Origin of the sequence: Marinococcus halotolerans DSM 16375, assembly GCF_000420725.1 — a bacterium.
In the GTDB taxonomy this organism is placed as follows: domain Bacteria; phylum Bacillota; class Bacilli; order Bacillales; family Marinococcaceae; genus Marinococcus; species Marinococcus halotolerans.
Map to the genome: position 1 here is coordinate 60568 of NZ_ATVM01000006.1, position 19196 is coordinate 79763.

Consider the following 19196-nt stretch of genomic DNA (forward strand, 5'->3'; position numbering starts at 1 on the left):
CATGGTTTGAAGCATTATGATATGATAAAAGTGAGTAGGTGAAAATGTTATTCCTTAATTACTTTATAGGACGGGGATAAGTGTGCAAAACGGAAACAAAGATGTGGTAATTTCGTTATACGAAAGTAAGCATAAAGAAAAAGACACGGTCGCTACCCACGCCCATGAAACGTATCAGCTGTTATACGTACTTGATGGTGACGGAGCCTGCGAGCTCGACGAACATGTATATGATATTACAGCAGATTCTTTTCTTATTGTGCCTCCACAGACCAGGCACTCGATTCGGGCGGATTCACATATGACAGTGTTGGTACTCGAATTCGATGCCGGGAAACTGAGTCAGGACGTGCAAACACAGCTGATCCCAAACGTTTTCGGCAAGGCCCGTGTGCAGTTTTTCAGTGCTTTTGACAGCAGTGAACTTCGACAGATTTTGAGAAAAATGCTTTACGAGCAGTCACACGGTGATCAGCTTTGGCAAATGGCTCTTAAGATTCATATTGCTGAACTCCTTTGCACGCTTGCCCGCTCAAACCAGGAAATCGGGCCGGGAGACACAAACAAATTACGGGTTGATCGTCTCCGTCAGTATATCGAGACTCGTTATTACGATATTGAAAGTGCAGAGGATATTGCTGTACGTATGGGTATGAGTAAGCGGTACATGCAGACAATTTTCAAAGAATACTACGAGCGTACGCCAATGCAGTATTTGACTGAGGTTCGTCTTGGGCTCGTCAAACAGCTGCTGGTAGAAAGCGATAAAGATATCGTCTCCATTTGCTTTGAGGTAGGGTTCGAATCACTGTCCACGTTTTACCGTTTGTTTAAAAAAAACTTTGGGGTGCCGCCAAATATGTATCGGACGACACAGAAGCACCGGGATAAGAATTTAGGATGAACACTAAATCACTTCCGAATATGAGAATAAACGACTGTAACTAATAAGACAGCGCATACATTTCTCTTTAGACTTGGTAGTAATCAGTTTAGAGAGGAGCAGGATAAATATGGCAGAACATACTATTGGAATTATTATGAATGGGGTAACTGGAAGAATGGGCACGAGGCAGCACCTGATCCGGTCTATTGCAGCTATCCGTGCACAGGGAGGCGTCGAGATCGACAAGGGCGAATACATTATGCCGGATCCTGTTTTAGTAGGCAGAAACGAAGAAAAATTGAAAGCGCTTGCCGAAGAGCATGATATTGCACGTTGGACGACCAGCCTGGATGAAGCTCTCGCAGACGAACATAATGTTATTTATTTTGATTCCCAGACGACATCAAGACGTGCTGAAGGTATTAAACGGGCAATAGAAGCCGGCAAGCACATCTATTGCGAAAAGCCGACAGCCACTTCTATGGAAGGAGCGCTTGAATTAGCCCGTCTGGCTAAAGAGGCTGGGGTTAAAAACGGGGTCGTGCAGGACAAGCTTTTTCTGCCTGGTGTGTTAAAGCTGAAAAGGCTGATCGATTCTGGATTTTTCGGGGAAATACTCTCGGTTCGAATGGAGTTCGGCTATTGGGTATTTGAAGGCGGGTGGCAGGAGTCCCAGCGCCCGTCCTGGAACTACAAAAAAGAAGAAGACGGCGGTATCGTGGTGGATATGTTCCCGCACTGGCGTTATGTGCTTGATGAATTATTCGGCTCGGTACAATCGGTGTCTGCTTCGGTGAAAACGCATATTCCAGAGCGTGTGGATGAAGAAGGCAATACGTATAAAGCAACGGCGGATGACGCTGCCTACGCAACGATGGAGCTTGCAGGGGGTATTACGGCGCAGATTAACTCCTCCTGGGCGGTACGGGTGGACCGCGATGACCTGCTGACGATCCAGGTGGACGGGACCGAAGGCAGTGCTGTAGCCGGACTTAGAAACTGCAAGACCCAGCACCGGGTGAATACGCCAAAGCCTGTATGGAACCCGGACCTTGAAAACACGATTGACTTTCAGAGCCAATGGGAAGAAGTGCCGGACAATCAGCTGTTTGAAAATGCATTCAAAATCCAGTGGGAAATGTTTTTAAAGCACGTACATCAGGATGAAGCTTTTCCGTGGGATCTGCTCGAAGGGGCAAAAGGCATGCAGCTGGCTGATCTTGGGCTGCAGTCATCCCAAGAACGCCGCTGGCTCGACGTGCCGGAACTGAATATATAAGGAGGGGCAGCTGATGACAAACTATATTTATTTACCGAAGGCAGACGGAAGCACCTACCGGTATGAATTGACGCAGACAGAATCTCTGCCGGCTCCTTCGAAAAGCGAGTTCACCTCGAGGGTAGCTTATTCTGCCGTTCATGTGACAGCGGACCCATTTGGCAGCAGTGATCCGGTCCGCAGTCCGGCTATTGACTGGGACAAAACGATGGAGTACCGCCATTACCTGTGGTCTCTCGGCCTATCGGTGGCAGAGGCGATGGACACCGCCCAGAGAGGTATGGGGCTGGTCTGGGAGGATGCGAAAGAACTAATTACCCGTTCGGTAAAGGAAGCCAAAAGCGTGGGCGGCAACATTGCCAGCGGCGCCGGAACTGATCATCTGGTGCCCGGTCCGGACGTGACCATTGACGACGTTGTGCAGGCGTACGAAGAGCAGTGCTCCTTCGTGGAGCAGGCCGGAAGTAAAATCATTATGATGGCAAGCCGGGCCCTTGCCAAAGCGGCCTCATCTGCGGAGGATTACGAATACGTGTACGGTAAAATTCTGAACCAGGTGAAGGAACCGGTAATACTGCACTGGCTCGGAGATATGTTTGATCCGAATCTTGCCGGCTACTGGGGCTCAGACGACGTCGATGAGGCGATGGAGGTGTGCCTGCGAGTACTTCACACACATGCCGGTAAAATTGAAGGCATCAAAATTTCGCTTCTGGATGAGCAGAAAGAAATTGAGATGCGGCGGAGGCTTCCGGAAAACGTTAGAATGTATACTGGTGATGATTTTAATTATCCCAGCCTGATTGAAGGAGACGAGGAGGGCTACAGCCATGCGCTTCTGGGTATTTTCGATGCGATTGCCCCGGCAGCTGCCGCTGGCTTAAAAGAACTGGATGCGGGCAATATGCAGAAGTACCATGAGATTATGGATCCGACAGTTCCGCTTGCCCGTCACATTTTTCAGCAGCCGACGTTTGCGTATAAAACCGGTGTGGTGTTTTTAGCTTATTTGAACGGCCATCAGCCGCATTTCCGTATGATTGCCGGGGCAGAAAGCGCCCGGTCCGTGCTGCATTTCAGTGAATTATTCCGGCTGGCCGATGAAGCCAGAGTCTTCCGGGATCCGGAGCTTGCTGCAGCGCGCATGAAGCCAATGCTTGAACTCGCCGGCCTGCAGGCAAAGGAGGTTTATAAATAATGGCTTCTCCTGATATGAATCTTCTGAGCCTGAATCAGATCACCACCGAAAACTGGTCTCTGAAGGAGGCTGCCGAAGGGTGCTCAGCGCAGGACATCCCCTGGATCTCTGTATGGCGGCACAAAATAGAAGAAATCGGCTTAAGGGAAAGTAAAAAAATCATCGACGCTAATGGGCTGAAGGTCTCGAGTGTGTGCCGGGGCGGAATGTTTCCGGCCGCCGATAAAGAAGAACGCCTCCGGCGCATCGATGATAACAAACGGGCGGTGGAAGAAGCTGCAGAGCTCGGCACGGACGTACTTGTGCTCGTATGTGGCCCGTCACCTGATAAGGATCTTATTCGAAGCAGGGAATGGGTACGCGAAGGCATTGAAGCAGTGCTCCCATTTGCAGAGCAGCATGGAGTAAAGCTTGGTATTGAACCGCTCCATCCCATGTATGCAGCAGACCGTTCGGTGATTACCACTCTCGGAGAAGCTAATCAGCTGCAGCAGCAGGTGGGCAGCAGCCATCTTGGCGTCGTCGTGGATGTGTTCCACGTCTGGTGGGATCCATTTTTGTACAGAGAAATTGAACGCGCCGGTGAAACCATTGTGGGCTTTCATGTATCAGACTGGAGTGTGCCGCTGCCGGACATATTTAAAGGCCGCAGTATGATGGGAGAAGGCGTGATTGATATCCCGCGTATCCGCAGTGCGGTCGAGAAGCAGGGCTACAATGGTCCGATTGAAGTGGAGATTATCAATCAGGCCATCTGGGACCAGCCTGGGGAGCAGACCTTAAAGCAGATGAAAGACGCTTATCATATACACGTTTAAACAGATAATAGCGGGGCCGGAAGGCTTGCCGCTATTGTCGTATGTTACAAAGCAAAAGGAGAGATGTTTTAATGCCGAAGCCGTCCGAACATACAAATTTTGAACCTGTGCACCACGAAGAGTCTGCCGTAGAAGAAGGGACACTCACAATGGCAGCCGCAGGCCTTGAGCATGGCCATATTTACGGCATGTGCCACGGAATGAAAAGCGCCGGAGCGACAGTCAAATGGGTCTGGGACAACGATCCGGAAAAAGTACGAGCGTTTCAGCAGAGCTTTCCGGAAGCCAAAGAGGCAGAATCACTTTCGCAGGTTCTGCAGGACAAAGGGGTACAGCTGGTGGCAAGCGCTGCTGTTCCAGCGGAAAGAGGCCCGCTTGGCCTCAGAGTGATGGACCACGGCAAGCACTACTTTTCCGCTAAGGCACCGTTTACCACTCTCGAACAGCTGCAGCAGGCGGAAGAGAAAACAAAAGCCACCGGGCTGAACTGGGCCGTTTTTTACAGTGAACGGCTGCAGGTGGAATGCGCAGGCTTTGCCGAGCAGCTGATCAACGAGGGAGCGATTGGAGAAGTCATTCAGGTGCTTGGTACTGGTCCGCACCGGTTGAATATAGCGTCGCGTCCGGAATGGTTTTTTCAAAAAGAGCCCACCGGAGGTATTGTATGCGACATTGGGAGCCACCAGATTGAACAGTTTCTCTGGTTCAGCGGCGCCCGGGACGCCGAGGTGCTCAGCAGTACAGCGGCAAATATGGCGCACCCGGAGCATCCGGAATTTGAGGATTACGGTGATGCCCACTTCCGGGGAGACAATGGAGCGGTGCACTACTTTCGTGTGGACTGGTTTACGCCGGATGGATTAAGTAACTGGGGGGACGGCCGAACAATAATCCTGGGTACAGAAGGGTATATAGAACTCAGAAAATACGTGGACCTTACAGACAGCTCGCACGGCGAGCGGCTGTATCTGGTTAATCAGGGCGGCGAAAGAAAATATGATGTAGAAGGGAAAGTAGGATTCCCTTATTTTTTCCGGCTGGCAAAAGACGTGGTGCACGGCACAGTGACAGCCATGCCGCAGGAGCATGCGTTTAAAGCGGCAGAACTAAGCCTGAAAGCACAAAAACAGGCAATAAAGATTAAACGGTAGCAGGAGGTTAAAAGAAATGGAACAGGCATGCCGGATCGTCCTGGCGGGCGCAGCAGGATACGGGGAATTATATTTGCAGACATTAATAGAACAAAACCGCCTTTCCTGGCTGGTGGGCGTGGTCGACATTTTTCCGGAAAACAGCTCTTTTTATCAGGAAATTCAGGCGGCAGACATTCCGGTATACGAATCACTGGAGGATTTTTACGCCGAAAAGGAAGCAGAATTAGCAGTAATTGCGACACCTATTCACCTTCATGCCGCTCAGGCAATTGCAGCGATGAAGGCTGGGAGCCACGTACTCTGCGAAAAACCAGCTTCGGCCTCGTGGGAGGAAGCAGAAGAAATGCGCCGGGTGCGCGATGAAACCGGAAAATTTTTAGCGGTAGGCTTTAACTGGTCGTTTAGTAACGCCATGTTCGAGTTCAAGGAAGACATTCAGGCAGGTAAGTTTGGAAAGCCGCTCCACGGCAGTGCCCTGGTGCTCTGGCCTCGAAATGAAGCGTATTACGGCCGCTCCAGTTGGGCCGGCAAAAAGCTTGGGGCAGGCGGCGCTCCGATTTTTGACAGCGTGGCAAATAACGCTACCGCCCACTTTATGCATAATTTGTTTTACGTGCTCGGGGATACAAAAAACGAAAGCGCAAAAATAAATACTCTGGAGATGGAAGTGTACCGTGCCAACCCGATTGAGACATTTGATACATGTGCACTCCGGGCGGTAACTGATAAAGATGTGGATCTGACATTTTTTGCTTCACATGCGGTTGAAAAAGAAGTGAATCCTTCCTTTTATATGGAGTTTGAAGATGCGGTAATTTCCTACGAATGGGGGAGCCCGGTGAAAGCGTTGTGGCACAGCGGGGCAGAAAAAAGCTATAATGATCCTGAGAGTGAACATATGCATAAACTGGATGTATGTATCGATGCGGTGCTCGGGCATTCCCAGGATATCCGCTGCGGCCTGGAAGCGTCTTACTCTCATCTGCTGACCATTGAAAGCGTGCATAAGGCGTTTCCGGACAGCTATGCGTTTGCAGAGGAGGAGAAACAAGTGGACGCCTCCCTCGGTTTGACGTATGTACCGGGACTTGCCGAGGTGCTTGAAACCTGTTACGCAGAGAGAAAGCTTCCGGTGGAAACTACAGCAGCCTGGGCACGGGAAAAGAAAATGCTGAGCATTAACGACGCCCGCTATCCGTATTGAATATGCGTTATACAAGGGGGACAAAAGCATGCTTCAGGAAGAAGAGCTAAAGCACCAGAAAATGCGAAAATGGATAATTCAAAAAGGAAAAAGCCCCAGGGTGGAACTGTTAAACCTGGGGGCAAGAGTCCAGCGGATATGGGCGAAGGGCCGTAATGGAGTTGAAGAAAATATTCTGCTCAGCTACGCAGGGGCGGAGCAGTACGAGCGGGACAACATCTTTCTCGGTGCAGTCGTCGGCCCGGTGGCTGGTCGTATTCCCGAAGGACGTATGAAAGCAGCCGATGCAGAGTATCCCTTAACTACAAATGAAGGCAGGCATCATTTGCACGGAGGAGACGGCGGTTTTGGCAATGTCTACTGGGAAGCAGAGCCCGGTGAAAACGAGCAGCAGGCATGGGTACGTTTTTCGATCTCCAGAGCGGACGGCACTGACGGCTACCCTGGAAACGTGAAGGCTTCTGTCACATACATTGTGGACGCTGGCGGCGATTTTACCGTCGAGTATGAAGGAGAGTCAGATACTGATACGTGGTTCAGCCCGACCCAGCATATGTACATAAATCTGAGCGGAAATAACAAGCGTCCGGTCACAGAACAGTACGCTGAGATTCATGCCTCGGAGGTTCTGGAGCTTGATAGAGAGCTGATTCCTACAGGAAAGCTTCTTCCAACAGCGGGAACGCCCTTTGAATTAAACGGAGACAAACCGCTAGGCGAACATATTAACAGCTCTCATGAGCAGGTGCGTGACGTAGCTGGCGGCATCGACCATTTCTTTATCCTCGAAGAAGGGAAAGAACCACAGGCAAGTGTATGGGATGAGTCTTCAGGACGGAGACTTGATATTATCACAAGCGCCCCGGGAGCTGTAGTGTATACATCAAACGGTATGCCTGAACAGGATTTTGAAGCGGGTCCCGGAGAAAAGTACCGCGGCATCTGCATCGAAACCCAGCAGCTGCCGGTGGATTTTGCTCATTTAGGAAAGCCGACTGCATATCTTAAGGCAGAAAAACATTTCCAAAGTTCTACGACCTTTCGATTGAACACACGATAGCAAAAACAAAAACAACTCCTAAGGAGTTGTTTTTTAATGAATTTTAGTATAGTCCCTTTGGTTTATTCTGAAATTGAGAGTGAATTTCTTAAATTAATAAGACTTACGATTTGAAAGCGCTTAAAATGATAACAAAGCAGTAGAGATCAGATGTTTCCTTGCTGAAAAAATAGAAAGGGGTTTCTTATATGAAAAAGTGGAAATGGGCCCGGGCTGGAACAATAGCAGTAACTTCTTCGGCACTGCTGACACTTGCCGGCTGCGGCGGGAGCGGAAGCACTTCATCAGAATCAACAGAAGCGAATGCAGAAGAAACACAGACATTAACACTTGCACATATTCACAACGATGCAAGTCCTGTATATCAAAGCCTTGAAGATTTTGCCGATAAAGTGGAAGAAAAAACTGACGGAAGCGTAGAGGTGGATATTTACGCAGAGGGGGTACTTGGCGGAGAAACGAAAGTAATGGAACTGGTGCAGAACGGGGTTATTGATTTTGCCAAGGTGAACGGCGGGGTCGTGGAAAGCTTTGATGAGCAGTTCTCTGTCTTCAGCCTTCCGTATATATTTTCAAGCAACGAACAATTCCGCTCATTTATGGAAACGGATACAATTGACAATATGTACAACGATTTATCAGAAGCCCAGCTCCGCGGTATTACTTACTACGATGCAGGGGCCCGGAGCTTTTATACACGGGATACAAAAGTAGAAAGCCCGGAGGACCTTCAGGGGCTGAAAATCCGGACAATGACCAACGTCACTTCGATCGAAACAATGGAAATGCTTGGAGCCTCACCGACGCCGCTTGCGGCAACTGAAGTTTACACCTCTCTGCAGCAGGGGGTCATTGACGGAGCGGAAAGCAGTCCGATTGCTTTAACGGACGCCAACCACGGGGAAGTGGCAAAGCAGTTTTCATTCGATGAGCACACACGTATACCGGACTTTCTCATTATGAGTGATAATACGTGGCAGGAATTAAGTGAGGAAGAACGGACGGCCATCCAGGAAGCCGGGGAGGAAACGACGGAAACGCATAACGAGCGCTGGGATGAGATGATTGAAGAAAGCATGCAGCAGGCAGAAGAGGAAATGGGCGTTGAATTCTCTTATCCTGATCAGGAACCGTTCCGGGAAAAGGTAGAGCCTCTCATTGAGGAACGACGGTCGGAAAGTCCGGATGTTGATAATGTGATCAGCGAAATTGAGGCAATGGAAGAAGAATAAGTGGACAGGTAAGGGGTGAGGAGCATGCAGGCAGTAAAAAAGAGTATCGACATGGTGCTTTTAGTTATTACGAGCGCCCTGGTTATATTTCTGACTGTAGCAGCGATATGGCAGGTATTCACGAGATTTGTGCTTGGGGATCCGAGTATTATTACAGAAGAAGTACTGCGTTTTTCATTAATCTGGATTGCCTTTTTAGGCGGAGCGTACGCTTTTGGCCAGGACGAGCATTTAGCCATTTCCTTTTTAAGAGACAAAATTACCGGAAAAGCCCATCTGGGGCTCCGGTGGCTGATTGACCTGATTGTGATTGGTTTTGCGCTGTTTGTTCTGGTGATTGGCGGCTATACGATCGCAAGCGCGACGATGGCGGAGCTTTCACCTATTTTGAGAATTCCAATGGGATTGATTTACGGCATACTTCCGGTAAGCGGGGTCATCGTTATTTTCTATCAAATTTACAACATGATGAACCGCCGGGAAGTGGAAGCGCCCCGTATTGAAGAAAAGGGGGATCATAAATGGATGTAGCTGTTTGGACCGGCATTATACTATTTGGATTGTTTTTCTTATTCTTATTTATTGGTGTGCCAATCGCGGTAAGCATTGCAGCCGCAACATTTGCCGCTGCGCTGCTGATTTTATCGGTGGATGCATCGCTTCTTGCGGTGTCTCAGCAGCTAATTACCGGGGTGGACAGCACCGTGCTTCTCGCTCTTGTATTCTTTATGCTTGCGGGAAGCATTATGAACAACGGAGGTATTGCTCTACGGCTGATTAACCTGGCAAAGCTGATCGGCGGGCGGATGGCCGGCTCGCTTGCTCATACAAATATTATCGGTAACACTCTGTTTGGGGCCATTTCGGGCTCGGCAATTGCCGCTGCGGCTTCGATGGGAAGAATCATGCACCCCCAGCAGGAAAAAGAAGGCTATTCTTCTTCCTATTCTGCGGCAGTTAATATTGCTTCGGCGCCGACCGGGCTCATCATTCCGCCAAGCGGTATGCCGATTATCTATTCGCTGTTAACTGGTGGAACATCCATTGGCGCTTTGTTTATCGCCGGATACCTGCCGGGACTCCTGATGGTCGGATTGTTAATAATTGTTGCATATATTCTTGCCAAGCGGGCGAAGTACCCCGTCGCTGATAAAACAGGAGGCGGCGAAGCGGTAAAAATTATCTGGCAGGCCGTGCCGAGTTTGTTTTTGATTGTAATCGTGATCGGCGGTATTGCCGGTGGAATATTTACAGCTACAGAAGGCGCAGCAGTAGCAGTATTCTACGCGCTTCTGCTTTGCTTAGTTTACCGCAGTCTTTCACTCTCTGATTTTCCAAAGATTTTGAAGGAGACTGTTTCCTATTCGGGCATTATCCTACTTTTGATCGGTGCGTCGACGGCCATGAGCTGGGTGCTTGCGTACGCGGAGATTCCGCAGTCGCTCACTAACGCCATGCTTTCCGTCACTAACAACACCATCATTTTATTACTTATTATGCTTTTGATTTTGTTAGTCGTTGGTACGTTTATGGATGTAGCGCCGGCCCTGCTGATTTTCACACCTATCATGTTCCCGGTGGCCACAGAGATGGGCATTCACCCGGTACACTTTGGGATGATTATGGCAATGGCACTTGCAATCGGGGTTACGACGCCTCCGATTGGAACTGTGCTGTTTATCGGCAGCAGTGTCAGTAAAGTACCAATTGAAAAAATTATACCAAAGCTGATGATGTTTTATGTGCCGCTTGTCGCAGCACTGGTCTTAGTGGCATTCATTCCAGAAATCAGCTTGTTCCTGCCAAGGCTGTTCGGCCTGGTGGAATGACAGCGTGCAAAGCAGTTCTGCGTAAAGCAGGGCTGCTTTAGTAATAAAATAAGCCTTAAAATTGATACCAATAAATATATAGTGAATTTCATTTGTTTTATTTTGTTTTATGTTTGTTTTTGCCGTTATTTATGATAGGATGAATGTATGAAAACGCTTAAAGAAGATTAATGGAGGGTGAAAAATGATTACAAACGTTAAAAAGGTGAAAAACCTCTGGAACGAGAACGAAGCATCCAGGTTTAAAACCGGCGTAGAACAGCTTCGCTATCGTTCCAACCTATTGGGACAGGATCGTTCGGTATGCAACTGGGGCGGCGGAAATGCGTCATTAAAAACCACGGAAAAAGATTTCCGGGGCCGGGATATTGAAGTAATGTGGGTAAAGGGGAGCGGTTCGGACCTTGCAACGATGGAAGAAAAACACTTTACCGCTTTGAGCATGGAAGATATCCGCCCGTTAATGGAGCGCGAAGAAATGCCGGATGAGGAGATGGTCGCCTACCTGCGTCACTGCATGATTGATCCAGGCCATCCGCGTTCATCCATTGAAACGCTTCTCCATGCTTTTCTGCCTTTTAAACACGTAGATCATACGCACCCGGATGCCATCATCAGTATTTGCTGCGCAGACAACGGCAAGGATATTGCCCGGGAAATATTCGGGGACCGTTTTGTCTGGGTGCCATACGTACGCCCGGGATTCACACTGTCCAAAATGATCGCCGAAGGCGTACAGAACAATCCGAATGCAGAAATGGTGCTGATGGAAAAGCACGGTCTGGTTACATGGGGAGAAACCTCGAAAGAAAGTTACGACCAGACGATCGAAGTAATTCAGGAAGCAGAAGACTACATTGTAAAAACGCAGGAAAGTCAACAGACTGTGTTTGGAGGCGAACATACGAAGGCGTTGCCGGAGGAAGAACGAAAAGAACTGCTTGCCGGAGTCATGCCGGTTATTCGCGGAGCAGTAAGTGACCATAAAAAAATGATCCTTTCTTACTCGGACGATGAAGCGGTGCTCGAGTTTGTGAACAGTAAAGACGCACCTGAGCTTTCCCAGGTGGGGGCTGCCTGCCCGGACCATCTCGTGCACACGAAACGAACACCTCTGTTTGTTGATTGGAAACCATCGGAAGGAAAAGACGTCCTGATTGAAAAAATAAAAACAGGAGTAGAGACATACAAGCAGGAATACACCAAGTACTTTGAAAGAAATAAAAATGAAGGCGACACAATGTTTGAGCCGGCGCCCCGGGTGATTTTGATTCCAGGCGTGGGCATGGTCAATACCGGCAAGGACAAACGAATGGCCAACGTAAGCGGAGCGCTTTACCACCGGGCGATTGCTGTCATGAAAGGAAGCACGGCTCTTGGATCGTTCGTTTCCCTGTCGGAAAATGAATCCTATAACGTGGAGTACTGGCCGCTCGAGCTTTATAAGCTTTCACTTGCTCCGCCGGAAGCAGAGTTCTCAAGACAGGTGGCATTTATTACTGGAGGAGCCGGCGGAATCGGTTCGGCAGCCTGCCGCGAATTGCTTGGAGACGGTGCTCATGTGGTGATTGCCGATTTGAACGCTGACGGAGCTAAGGAAAAAGCGGAGGAATACACTCAGGCGTACGGAGAAGATAGAGCCTATGCTGTAGCAATGGATGTCACCTCTGAAGAAGCTGTCGCGGCTTCCTTTAAAGAAGCGGCTCTGCAGTACGGAGGCGTGGATATCATCGTGAATAACGCCGGCCTGGCTTCTTCAAGCCCGCTTGATGAAACGACGCTGAAGCAGTGGCAGCTGAATATGGATGTGCTCGGCACCGGCTACTTCCTGGTGGCCCGTGAAGCGTTCACTCAGATGAAGGCCCAGGGGACTGGTGGAAACATGGTGTTTGTCGGATCTAAAAACTCAGTATACGCCGGAAAAAATGCGGCAGCCTACAGCTCGGCAAAAGCGCTTGAAGCCCATCTTGCCCGCTGCATCGCAGCCGAAGGCGGGGAGTACGGTATCCGCGTGAACTCTGTCCTGCCGGACGCCGTGCTGCAGGGATCCAAAATCTGGTCCTCTTCGTGGAAGGAAGAACGGGCGGCGGCCTACGGTATTGATCCCGACGAGCTGGATGAGCACTACCGTAAGCGCACAACGCTTCTCGTTAATATTTATCCGGAGGATATTGCAGAAGCGATTGCTTTCTTTGCTTCAACGAAATCAGAAAAAACGACTGGGTGCATGCTGACCGTAGACGGCGGTGTACCAGCGGCCTTTACACGCTAAAGGAAACAAGGAGCGACCCGCAGGCCCCCCCGGCGGGCCTGCCCCTCTTGTAAAAAGAAGAGAGACAGCGGAATGGCACTGGTGCGGTCCGTTTTTGAAATAGAGATAGGAGGATAACACATGAGTGATCGTCATTATACATTATTCGAAGAACAGCAGCAGGCAAGGGGCATTGACCTCGAAGCAGTGAAAAAGAAGCTTCAGAAGCTGCAGGTCGAAACCCCTTCCTGGGGCTTTGGAGATTCCGGCACCCGTTTTAAAGTATTCCAGCAGGAAGGCATACCCCGCGATCCTTTTGAAAAACTAGAGGACGCCGCCCAGGTGCACAAGCACACTGGTTCAAGCCCTTCAGTGGCGATTCATATTCCGTGGGATAAAGTGGATAATTACAAAGATTTGAAAGCGCACGCACAAAGTCTTGATGTAAGTATTGGAGCAGTGAACCCAAACCTGTTTCAGGATGACGATTATAAATTCGGGAGCCTGACCAATACTGATCCGTCGATCCGCCGGAAGGCGCTCGATCATCTGCTTGAATGCATTGACATCGCCCGGGAAGTAGACTCTAATGTGTTAAGCCTCTGGTTTGCCGACGGCACCAATTATCCGGGACAGGCGGACTTTCGAAAGCGGAAAAACTGGATGCTTGAAGGGCTGAAAAGCATGTATGATGCGATGGATGATTCGATGCGCATGCTGATTGAATACAAGTTTTTCGAACCGGGATTTTATCATACTGATTTTGCAGATTGGGGTATGGCATTTAACGCAGCCAACAAACTTGGCAGCAAAGCGGAAGTGCTGGTGGATACCGGACACCATCCGCAGGCGACTAACATTGAGCACATTGTGGCATACCTGCTCGATGAGCAGAAGCTGGGCGGTTTTCACTTTAACAGCCGCAAATATGCAGATGACGATCTTATTGTCGGTGCCCATGATCCGTATGAAGTATTCTTGATTCTTCAGCAGATTGTGCAGGCTGAGGAAGACCCGGACCCGGCAGTTCGTCAAAACGCAGAAAACATCGCGTATATGCTTGACCAGTGCCACAACCTGGAACCGAAAATTCCGGCCATGATCCGTTCAATTGAAAACGTTCAGACAATGTATGCCAAGGCGTGCCTGGTGAATTTGGAGGAGCTCAGGACCGCTCAGGAAAAACAGGATGTACTCGGGGCCGAACGCGCGATCCGGTCCGCCTTTGAAGCTGATGTTACACCGCTTCTCGAAGCGTTCCGTGAAGAAAAGGGCGCTTCGGTGAAGCCGATGGACGCTTATCACGCCAGCGGCTACGGAGAAAAAATCCTCTCCCGCGGCAAAGGTGGTGCCAGCTGGTGAGTGTACTCGCGTTCGATTTAGGGGCAGGCAGCGGAAGAGCCGTGCTTGGCTGGATCGAAGCCGGGCGTCTCGAAACCATGGATGTGCACCGTTTTAAAAATGAACCGGTACGGGTAAACGGCCGGTTTCACTGGGACATTTACCGTATTTTTCACGAGTTGAAGGAAGGCATTCGTGCGGCTTACGAAGAGCGGCAGGACATTGAAAGCATCGCCATCGACAGCTGGGCGGTCGACTTCGGCTGTGTAGGAAAAGACGGAGAGCTTCTGCGTCACCCGTACCATTACCGCGATGCTCATACAGACGGGGTGATGGAGCAGGTAACGGAGCGTATCGGTAAGGAGTTTATTTTTGAACACACCGGCATTCAGTTTCTGCCATTTAACACTATTTATCAGCTTGAAGCGATGGTGCAGGCCAACTCCCCTGTTTTAAAGGAAACGCGGACGCTTTTAATGATTCCTGATCTGCTGCGCTATTTTTTAACAGGAGAAATGAAGAGCGAATTTACAAATGCGACCACTACTCAGCTGTTTAACCCCCGGACGATGGACTGGGACGAAGATCTGTTAAAGGCCATCGGAATCCCCAGGGAATGGATGGCTGATGTGGTGATGCCGGGCACACGGGTGGGAGAACTGCGTGAAGATCTGCAGCAGGAGCTGCAGGTGCCGGCAATTCCTGTGTATACAAGTGCTGAACATGACACGGGGGCAGCGGTGGCCGGGGTTCCCGCAGAATCCTCCTCTTTTGCTTATTTGAGCTGCGGTACGTGGTCGCTGATGGGCACAGAGATCGAAGAACCAAATACAACTCCAGAAGCGTTTGAATGGAATTTCACCAATGAAGGCGGCGTGGAGCGGACCTTCCGGCTGCTGAAAAACATTATGGGGCTGTGGATTTTCGAGGAGTGCCGGCGCGCCTGGCGCGGCGATGATGCTTCCCATGAAGCGCTGCTTGAACAGATGGAAGAGGCACCGGCCTTTCAGTCTTATATTGATCCGGACGACCTTCAGTTTCTGCATCCGGCAGACATGCCTGCCCAAATTCAGGAGTACTGCCGCAAGACCGGCCAGAAAATACCTGAAACCAAAGGGGAAATCGTGCGGTGCATTATGGAGAGTCTCGCCATGAAATACCGGCATGTGCTCGAGCGCACGGAGCAGCTCTCCGGCCAGTCTTTTTCCGGACTGTACATGGTGGGAGGCGGCATTAAAAACACCTACCTTTCCCAGTTTACAGCGAACGCACTGGGGCGTAACGTGTGGGCCGGACCGAAGGAAGCGAGTGCCCTCGGTAATATTACGGTGCAGCTGACCGCGGCGGGAAAAATTAAAAACCGCCACGAGGCGCGCAAATATATTCGCAAAGCAGTAGAAGTAAACGCCTTTTCCCCGAAAGAGCACGCTGCGTGGAATACGGAATATGAGTTGTTTTGTGAAAGGACAGGGCTTGGAAACGGTTTATCCAAAGCAAAAAAAGCGTAATGAGAAAGGTCTCCGGAGTTCTGGTCCGGGGACTTTTTGTATAGAACAGTAAAACCGTATATACTATATGTAAACGATTACCAAAAGGAGATGAAGCTATGAACATCGCGTTGCAGCTTTACACGCTTCGAAACGAGCTTGAAGAGGATTTTATCGGTACGCTCCAGCAGGTAAGGACCATGGGGTACAAAGCGGTGGAGCTGGCCGGCCAGAACGGCGGCTTCGGTACGGAGGAACTCGCGGGAACGATGAAAAATATTGGCCTGCAGATAGTATCAAGCCATGTGCCGTTTGAGGAGCTGCAGGATGACTTGGACGGGGTAATAGAAAAGCATCTGGCGCTTGGATGCCGCCACATTGTGTGCCCCTATCTCGATGAAGAAAAACGCTCGAGCCTGAAAGCCTATAAGCAGACGGCAAAGGAACTAAACAGGATCGGAAAAGCGTGCAGGAAGGAAGGCATCACATTTTCGTATCATAACCATGATTTTGAGCTGCTTGCGCTTGAAGGGCGCCTGCCGTTTGAAGTAATGCTTGAGGAAATGAAACCGGAGCACGTGCAGGTGGAGCTTGATACATACTGGGTACAGAAGGCAGGGGAAGATCCTTTTGTCTGGATGGAGCGGCTCAGGGACCGGCTTTCACTTGTGCATATTAAAGATATGACTGCAGACGGCGAGGAATTTTTTGCTGAGCTAGGCGAAGGAAAAATGGATATTGAAGCTATTATGAAAGAAGCAGAGGAATCCGGGGCTTCCTGGCAGATCGTGGAGCAGGACGCTTCGCGGCGGAAACCGCTGGAAAGCGTACGTATAAGCATGGATTATATTCAGAATACATTTGTTTAAAGAAACGGCAGCCGAGGTAGAGAACTATCAAGGAGGACGATAATTATGCCATCCGCATTTGATATTTCAGATAAAACAGGCCAGGGTCTGGCCGTAGACGATTTTGTTGAACGCATGCGCCCCACGTACCGGGAGAAAATGGAGCCCTGGCAGGCTGCTTTTTCCTGGAAGCATCACCCGGAGGATAAGCTGCTCGCCCTGCAGTCGCGGGATGACCTGCACTGCGCTATTCTCGCCTCCGACTGGTGCGGGGACGTGCACCGGAACTTTCCGGTAATTGTGGAAGTGATGCGAAAAGCCGGCGTCCCGGTGGAAGTGTTTATTCAGGAGGAACATCCGGATTTTATCGATCAATTCCGGACCCTCGGAGGCACATCGGTGCCAAAAGTGGTCGTTTCTGACGAACATGGAAAGGTTTATTTCAGCTGGGGGCCGAGGCCCGCCTTTATCCAGGAGCCGATGAAGCATTTTAAAAGCCTTGGCCTGACAGAAAATGATGAAACGTACGCAGATGAACGCTCAGCAGCATACGAAAGTATTTTTTCGAGATACGGTGACGACGCCGATTATCAAAAGCTGGTCGTATACGAACTCACTAATCTGCTCGAGCAGTGCTGACGATCCTCATAAAAAAGCCCGTGCCTTTTCAGGTACGGGCTTTTTCTGCGCGGCCGAGCGTTGGTTCGAGCGTAAGCTCCACGTTTCCCTGGATGGCCCGGGAAATCATACAGGCTGTTTCCGCTTTTTCAATCAGCTTCTGCGCTTTTTCCATCTGTTTGTCGGAAGCGTCGGTTTCGAGGGTGATCACCGGGCGATGGATGATTTCTTTATACGTGAACACGCCGTTTGTGACATCCACGAGGCCTTCACTCGTATGCGCCATAGAGGCTACGGGAAGCTCTGCTCGTTCAAGCATGGCACCGAGCGTGATGATATAGCACGTGGCTGCAGCGCCCAGGAGCATTTCATCAGGGTTTGTGCCAATCCCCGGCCCGTCCATTTCCCTGGGAATAGAAATATCCGTTTTCAGCTGGCCGGCATCAATGGAGCCGACGGCATTGCGGCCGCCGGGCCAATCCGCCGTTAAATGGAATTGTTCGATAGCCATAACTTATCCCTTCTTTATAAAAAGTCTTTCCCTGAGGATAAAAAATAAAAAAAGGAAAAGCAAAAAAATTGCCTGCAGCAGGTTTCAAATAAAAGGAAAAGGTCTATGGAAGAGTATGCGATAAAACGGGAGGCTTACACATGAAGAAGGTATTACTTACAGGAGCGGCAGGAACGATCGGTACCGTACTCAGAAGCTATCTATCGAAGCGTTTTGACATTGTACTGACAGATGCGAAAGCTCCGGAGGATTTAACAAGCGAAGAAACGTTCATGGAAGCAGATATTACGAATAAAGCGGAGGTCCGCGAGCTGATGCACGGGGTGGATGCGGTTATCCATCTGGGAGGTATCCCGGTTGAGGTGGACTTTGAATCAATTGAGCAGGTGAACATAACAGGTACGTTTCACGTGATGGAGGCAGCAGCCGAGGCAGGCGTCGAACGATTGATTTTTGCGAGCAGTATCCATGCGGTCGGTTTTTACCCGGCGGACGAATGGGTGGACGAAGCCTCACCAGTGCGGCCCGACACGCTGTATGGAGTCAGTAAAGCTTACGGGGAAGCGCTCGGGCGTTATTATCACGATAAATTTGGGTTGAAAGGCATTGGGGTGCGGATCTGTAATTTTCAGGACCGGCCGGCGTCCGAACATGATTTGGAAAACTGGTTCAGTCCCCGTGATGCAGAACGCTTATTTGAAGCAGCGCTCACATGCGCATTGCCTGAGTATCTGATTGTTTACGGTATTTCAAACAACACCCGGGCGAAATTTAAAAACACCCGGGCAAAAGAGATTGGCTACGAGCCAGGGGAGAATGCAGAGGATTACGCCGGTGAAGTGGAGGCAGGGAGCCATCCGAAAAAAGGAGGAGACTTTACGGCGAAGGACTTCGGAAAAGAGAACGGACGGTGAGACGAATGCAGGAAGCAGAGCTGAAGGTTTTAGGGGGCGAAGACGCTGAAGCATATGCAGAGCTTCGGATGCAGGCTTTGAAGGAGAGTCCGGAGGCTTTTGCTTCAACCATGGAAGAGGAAAGACAGAATCCGGACCTGGTCCGGAAATATAAAGAAAGGCTGGAGGGGAGCCAGTCTTTTACATGGGGCATCGAAGCGGGAAACGAGCTTGCAGGTGTCATCACCCTGCTCCCGATGCAGATGCAGAAGCTTCAGCACAAGGCGACGATTCTGGCTATGTATGTAAAGCCTGCCTTCAAGGGACACGGATTTGGAAGCCTACTCGTAGAAGCTGCTTTGAAGCAGGCAGATAAAGACGGAGTCGAACAGGTGCAGTTAACCGTTGTGAGTGAAAACAAGCCTGCGCTTCGACTGTACGAGGCCTGCGGCTTTTCTGTTTTTTCAACAGAAAAAGAAGCGATGAAAACAGCAGACGAATACGAGGACGAGCACTGGATGGTTCGTTTTTTAAAAAATTAAAAAATATTTAAAGTTCCATAGTTTTCCACTTCAGCTTTCCGTATA

General features: G+C 49.9%; 18 protein-coding genes. 17 read left to right on the forward strand and 1 reads right to left on the reverse strand.

Annotated elements, in window-relative coordinates; translation table 11 throughout:
- Positions 1-82: 82 nt before the first annotated feature.
- The 15 genes from G548_RS0106325 (at position 83) to G548_RS0106395 (ending at position 17226) form a co-directional block, all read left to right on the forward strand.
- Positions 83-904, forward strand: a complete 822-nt coding sequence (locus G548_RS0106325) for a helix-turn-helix domain-containing protein (protein WP_022793311.1) — start codon at positions 83-85, stop codon at positions 902-904.
- Positions 905-1013: 109 nt separating this feature from the next.
- Positions 1014-2165 (forward strand): Gfo/Idh/MocA family protein, encoded by a 1152-nt coding sequence (locus G548_RS0106330; protein WP_022793312.1) that lies wholly within the window; start codon positions 1014-1016, stop codon positions 2163-2165.
- Positions 2166-2178: 13 nt separating this feature from the next.
- Positions 2179-3363 (forward strand): dihydrodipicolinate synthase family protein, encoded by a 1185-nt coding sequence (locus tag G548_RS0106335; RefSeq protein WP_022793313.1) that lies wholly within the window; start codon positions 2179-2181, stop codon positions 3361-3363.
- Positions 3363-4181: a sugar phosphate isomerase/epimerase family protein gene (locus G548_RS0106340; protein ID WP_022793314.1), complete on the forward strand. Its 819-nt coding sequence runs from the start codon at positions 3363-3365 to the stop codon at positions 4179-4181. Before G548_RS0106335 ends, G548_RS0106340 begins: the two co-directional genes overlap by 1 nt.
- A gap of 71 nt (positions 4182-4252) precedes the next feature.
- Positions 4253-5332, forward strand: coding sequence for a Gfo/Idh/MocA family protein (locus tag G548_RS0106345; protein ID WP_022793315.1), 1080 nt, complete (start codon positions 4253-4255; stop codon positions 5330-5332).
- 16 nt (positions 5333-5348) lie between these two features.
- Entirely contained in the window at positions 5349-6539 is a 1191-nt protein-coding gene (locus tag G548_RS17470; RefSeq protein ID WP_022793316.1) for a Gfo/Idh/MocA family protein, read from the forward strand.
- Between the two features lie 28 nt (positions 6540-6567).
- A complete protein-coding gene (locus G548_RS17475; protein WP_022793317.1) occupies positions 6568-7599 on the forward strand; it encodes an aldose epimerase family protein in 1032 nt (343 codons plus the stop codon).
- 188 nt (positions 7600-7787) lie between these two features.
- Complete coding sequence (locus tag G548_RS0106360; protein WP_022793318.1) at positions 7788-8831, forward strand: TRAP transporter substrate-binding protein; 1044 nt, start codon at positions 7788-7790, stop codon at positions 8829-8831.
- Positions 8832-8855: 24 nt separating this feature from the next.
- Complete coding sequence (locus tag G548_RS0106365; protein WP_022793319.1) at positions 8856-9362, forward strand: TRAP transporter small permease; 507 nt, start codon at positions 8856-8858, stop codon at positions 9360-9362.
- Positions 9353-10660 carry a TRAP transporter large permease gene (locus G548_RS0106370; RefSeq protein WP_022793320.1) on the forward strand — a complete coding sequence of 436 codons (1308 nt, stop codon included), beginning with the start codon at positions 9353-9355 and terminating at the stop codon, positions 10658-10660. Before G548_RS0106365 ends, G548_RS0106370 begins: the two co-directional genes overlap by 10 nt.
- Before the next feature lie 184 nt (positions 10661-10844).
- Positions 10845-12932, forward strand: a complete 2088-nt coding sequence (locus G548_RS0106375; RefSeq protein WP_022793321.1) for a bifunctional rhamnulose-1-phosphate aldolase/short-chain dehydrogenase — start codon at positions 10845-10847, stop codon at positions 12930-12932.
- Positions 12933-13052: 120 nt separating this feature from the next.
- Positions 13053-14273, forward strand: a complete 1221-nt coding sequence (rhaI, locus tag G548_RS0106380) for an L-rhamnose isomerase (protein ID WP_022793322.1) — start codon at positions 13053-13055, stop codon at positions 14271-14273.
- Complete coding sequence (locus tag G548_RS17480) at positions 14270-15760, forward strand: rhamnulokinase (protein WP_022793323.1); 1491 nt, start codon at positions 14270-14272, stop codon at positions 15758-15760. The genes rhaI and G548_RS17480 overlap by 4 nt, the downstream gene beginning before the upstream one ends.
- 98 nt (positions 15761-15858) lie before the next feature.
- Entirely contained in the window at positions 15859-16608 is a 750-nt protein-coding gene (locus G548_RS0106390; RefSeq protein ID WP_022793324.1) for a sugar phosphate isomerase/epimerase family protein, read from the forward strand.
- 45 nt (positions 16609-16653) lie between these two features.
- Entirely contained in the window at positions 16654-17226 is a 573-nt protein-coding gene (locus G548_RS0106395; RefSeq protein WP_022793325.1) for a thioredoxin family protein, read from the forward strand.
- Positions 17227-17254: 28 nt separating this feature from the next.
- Here G548_RS0106395 and G548_RS0106400 read toward each other — a convergent pair whose 3' ends face one another.
- Entirely contained in the window at positions 17255-17716 is a 462-nt protein-coding gene (locus G548_RS0106400) for an OsmC family protein (RefSeq protein WP_022793326.1), read from the reverse strand.
- A gap of 140 nt (positions 17717-17856) precedes the next feature.
- Between G548_RS0106400 and G548_RS17485 the strand changes: the two genes are divergently transcribed.
- Entirely contained in the window at positions 17857-18630 is a 774-nt protein-coding gene (locus tag G548_RS17485; RefSeq protein WP_022793327.1) for an NAD-dependent epimerase/dehydratase family protein, read from the forward strand.
- Between the two features lie 5 nt (positions 18631-18635).
- A complete protein-coding gene (locus tag G548_RS0106410; protein ID WP_040880741.1) occupies positions 18636-19151 on the forward strand; it encodes a GNAT family N-acetyltransferase in 516 nt (171 codons plus the stop codon).
- The last annotated feature ends 45 nt before the right edge of the window (positions 19152-19196 follow it).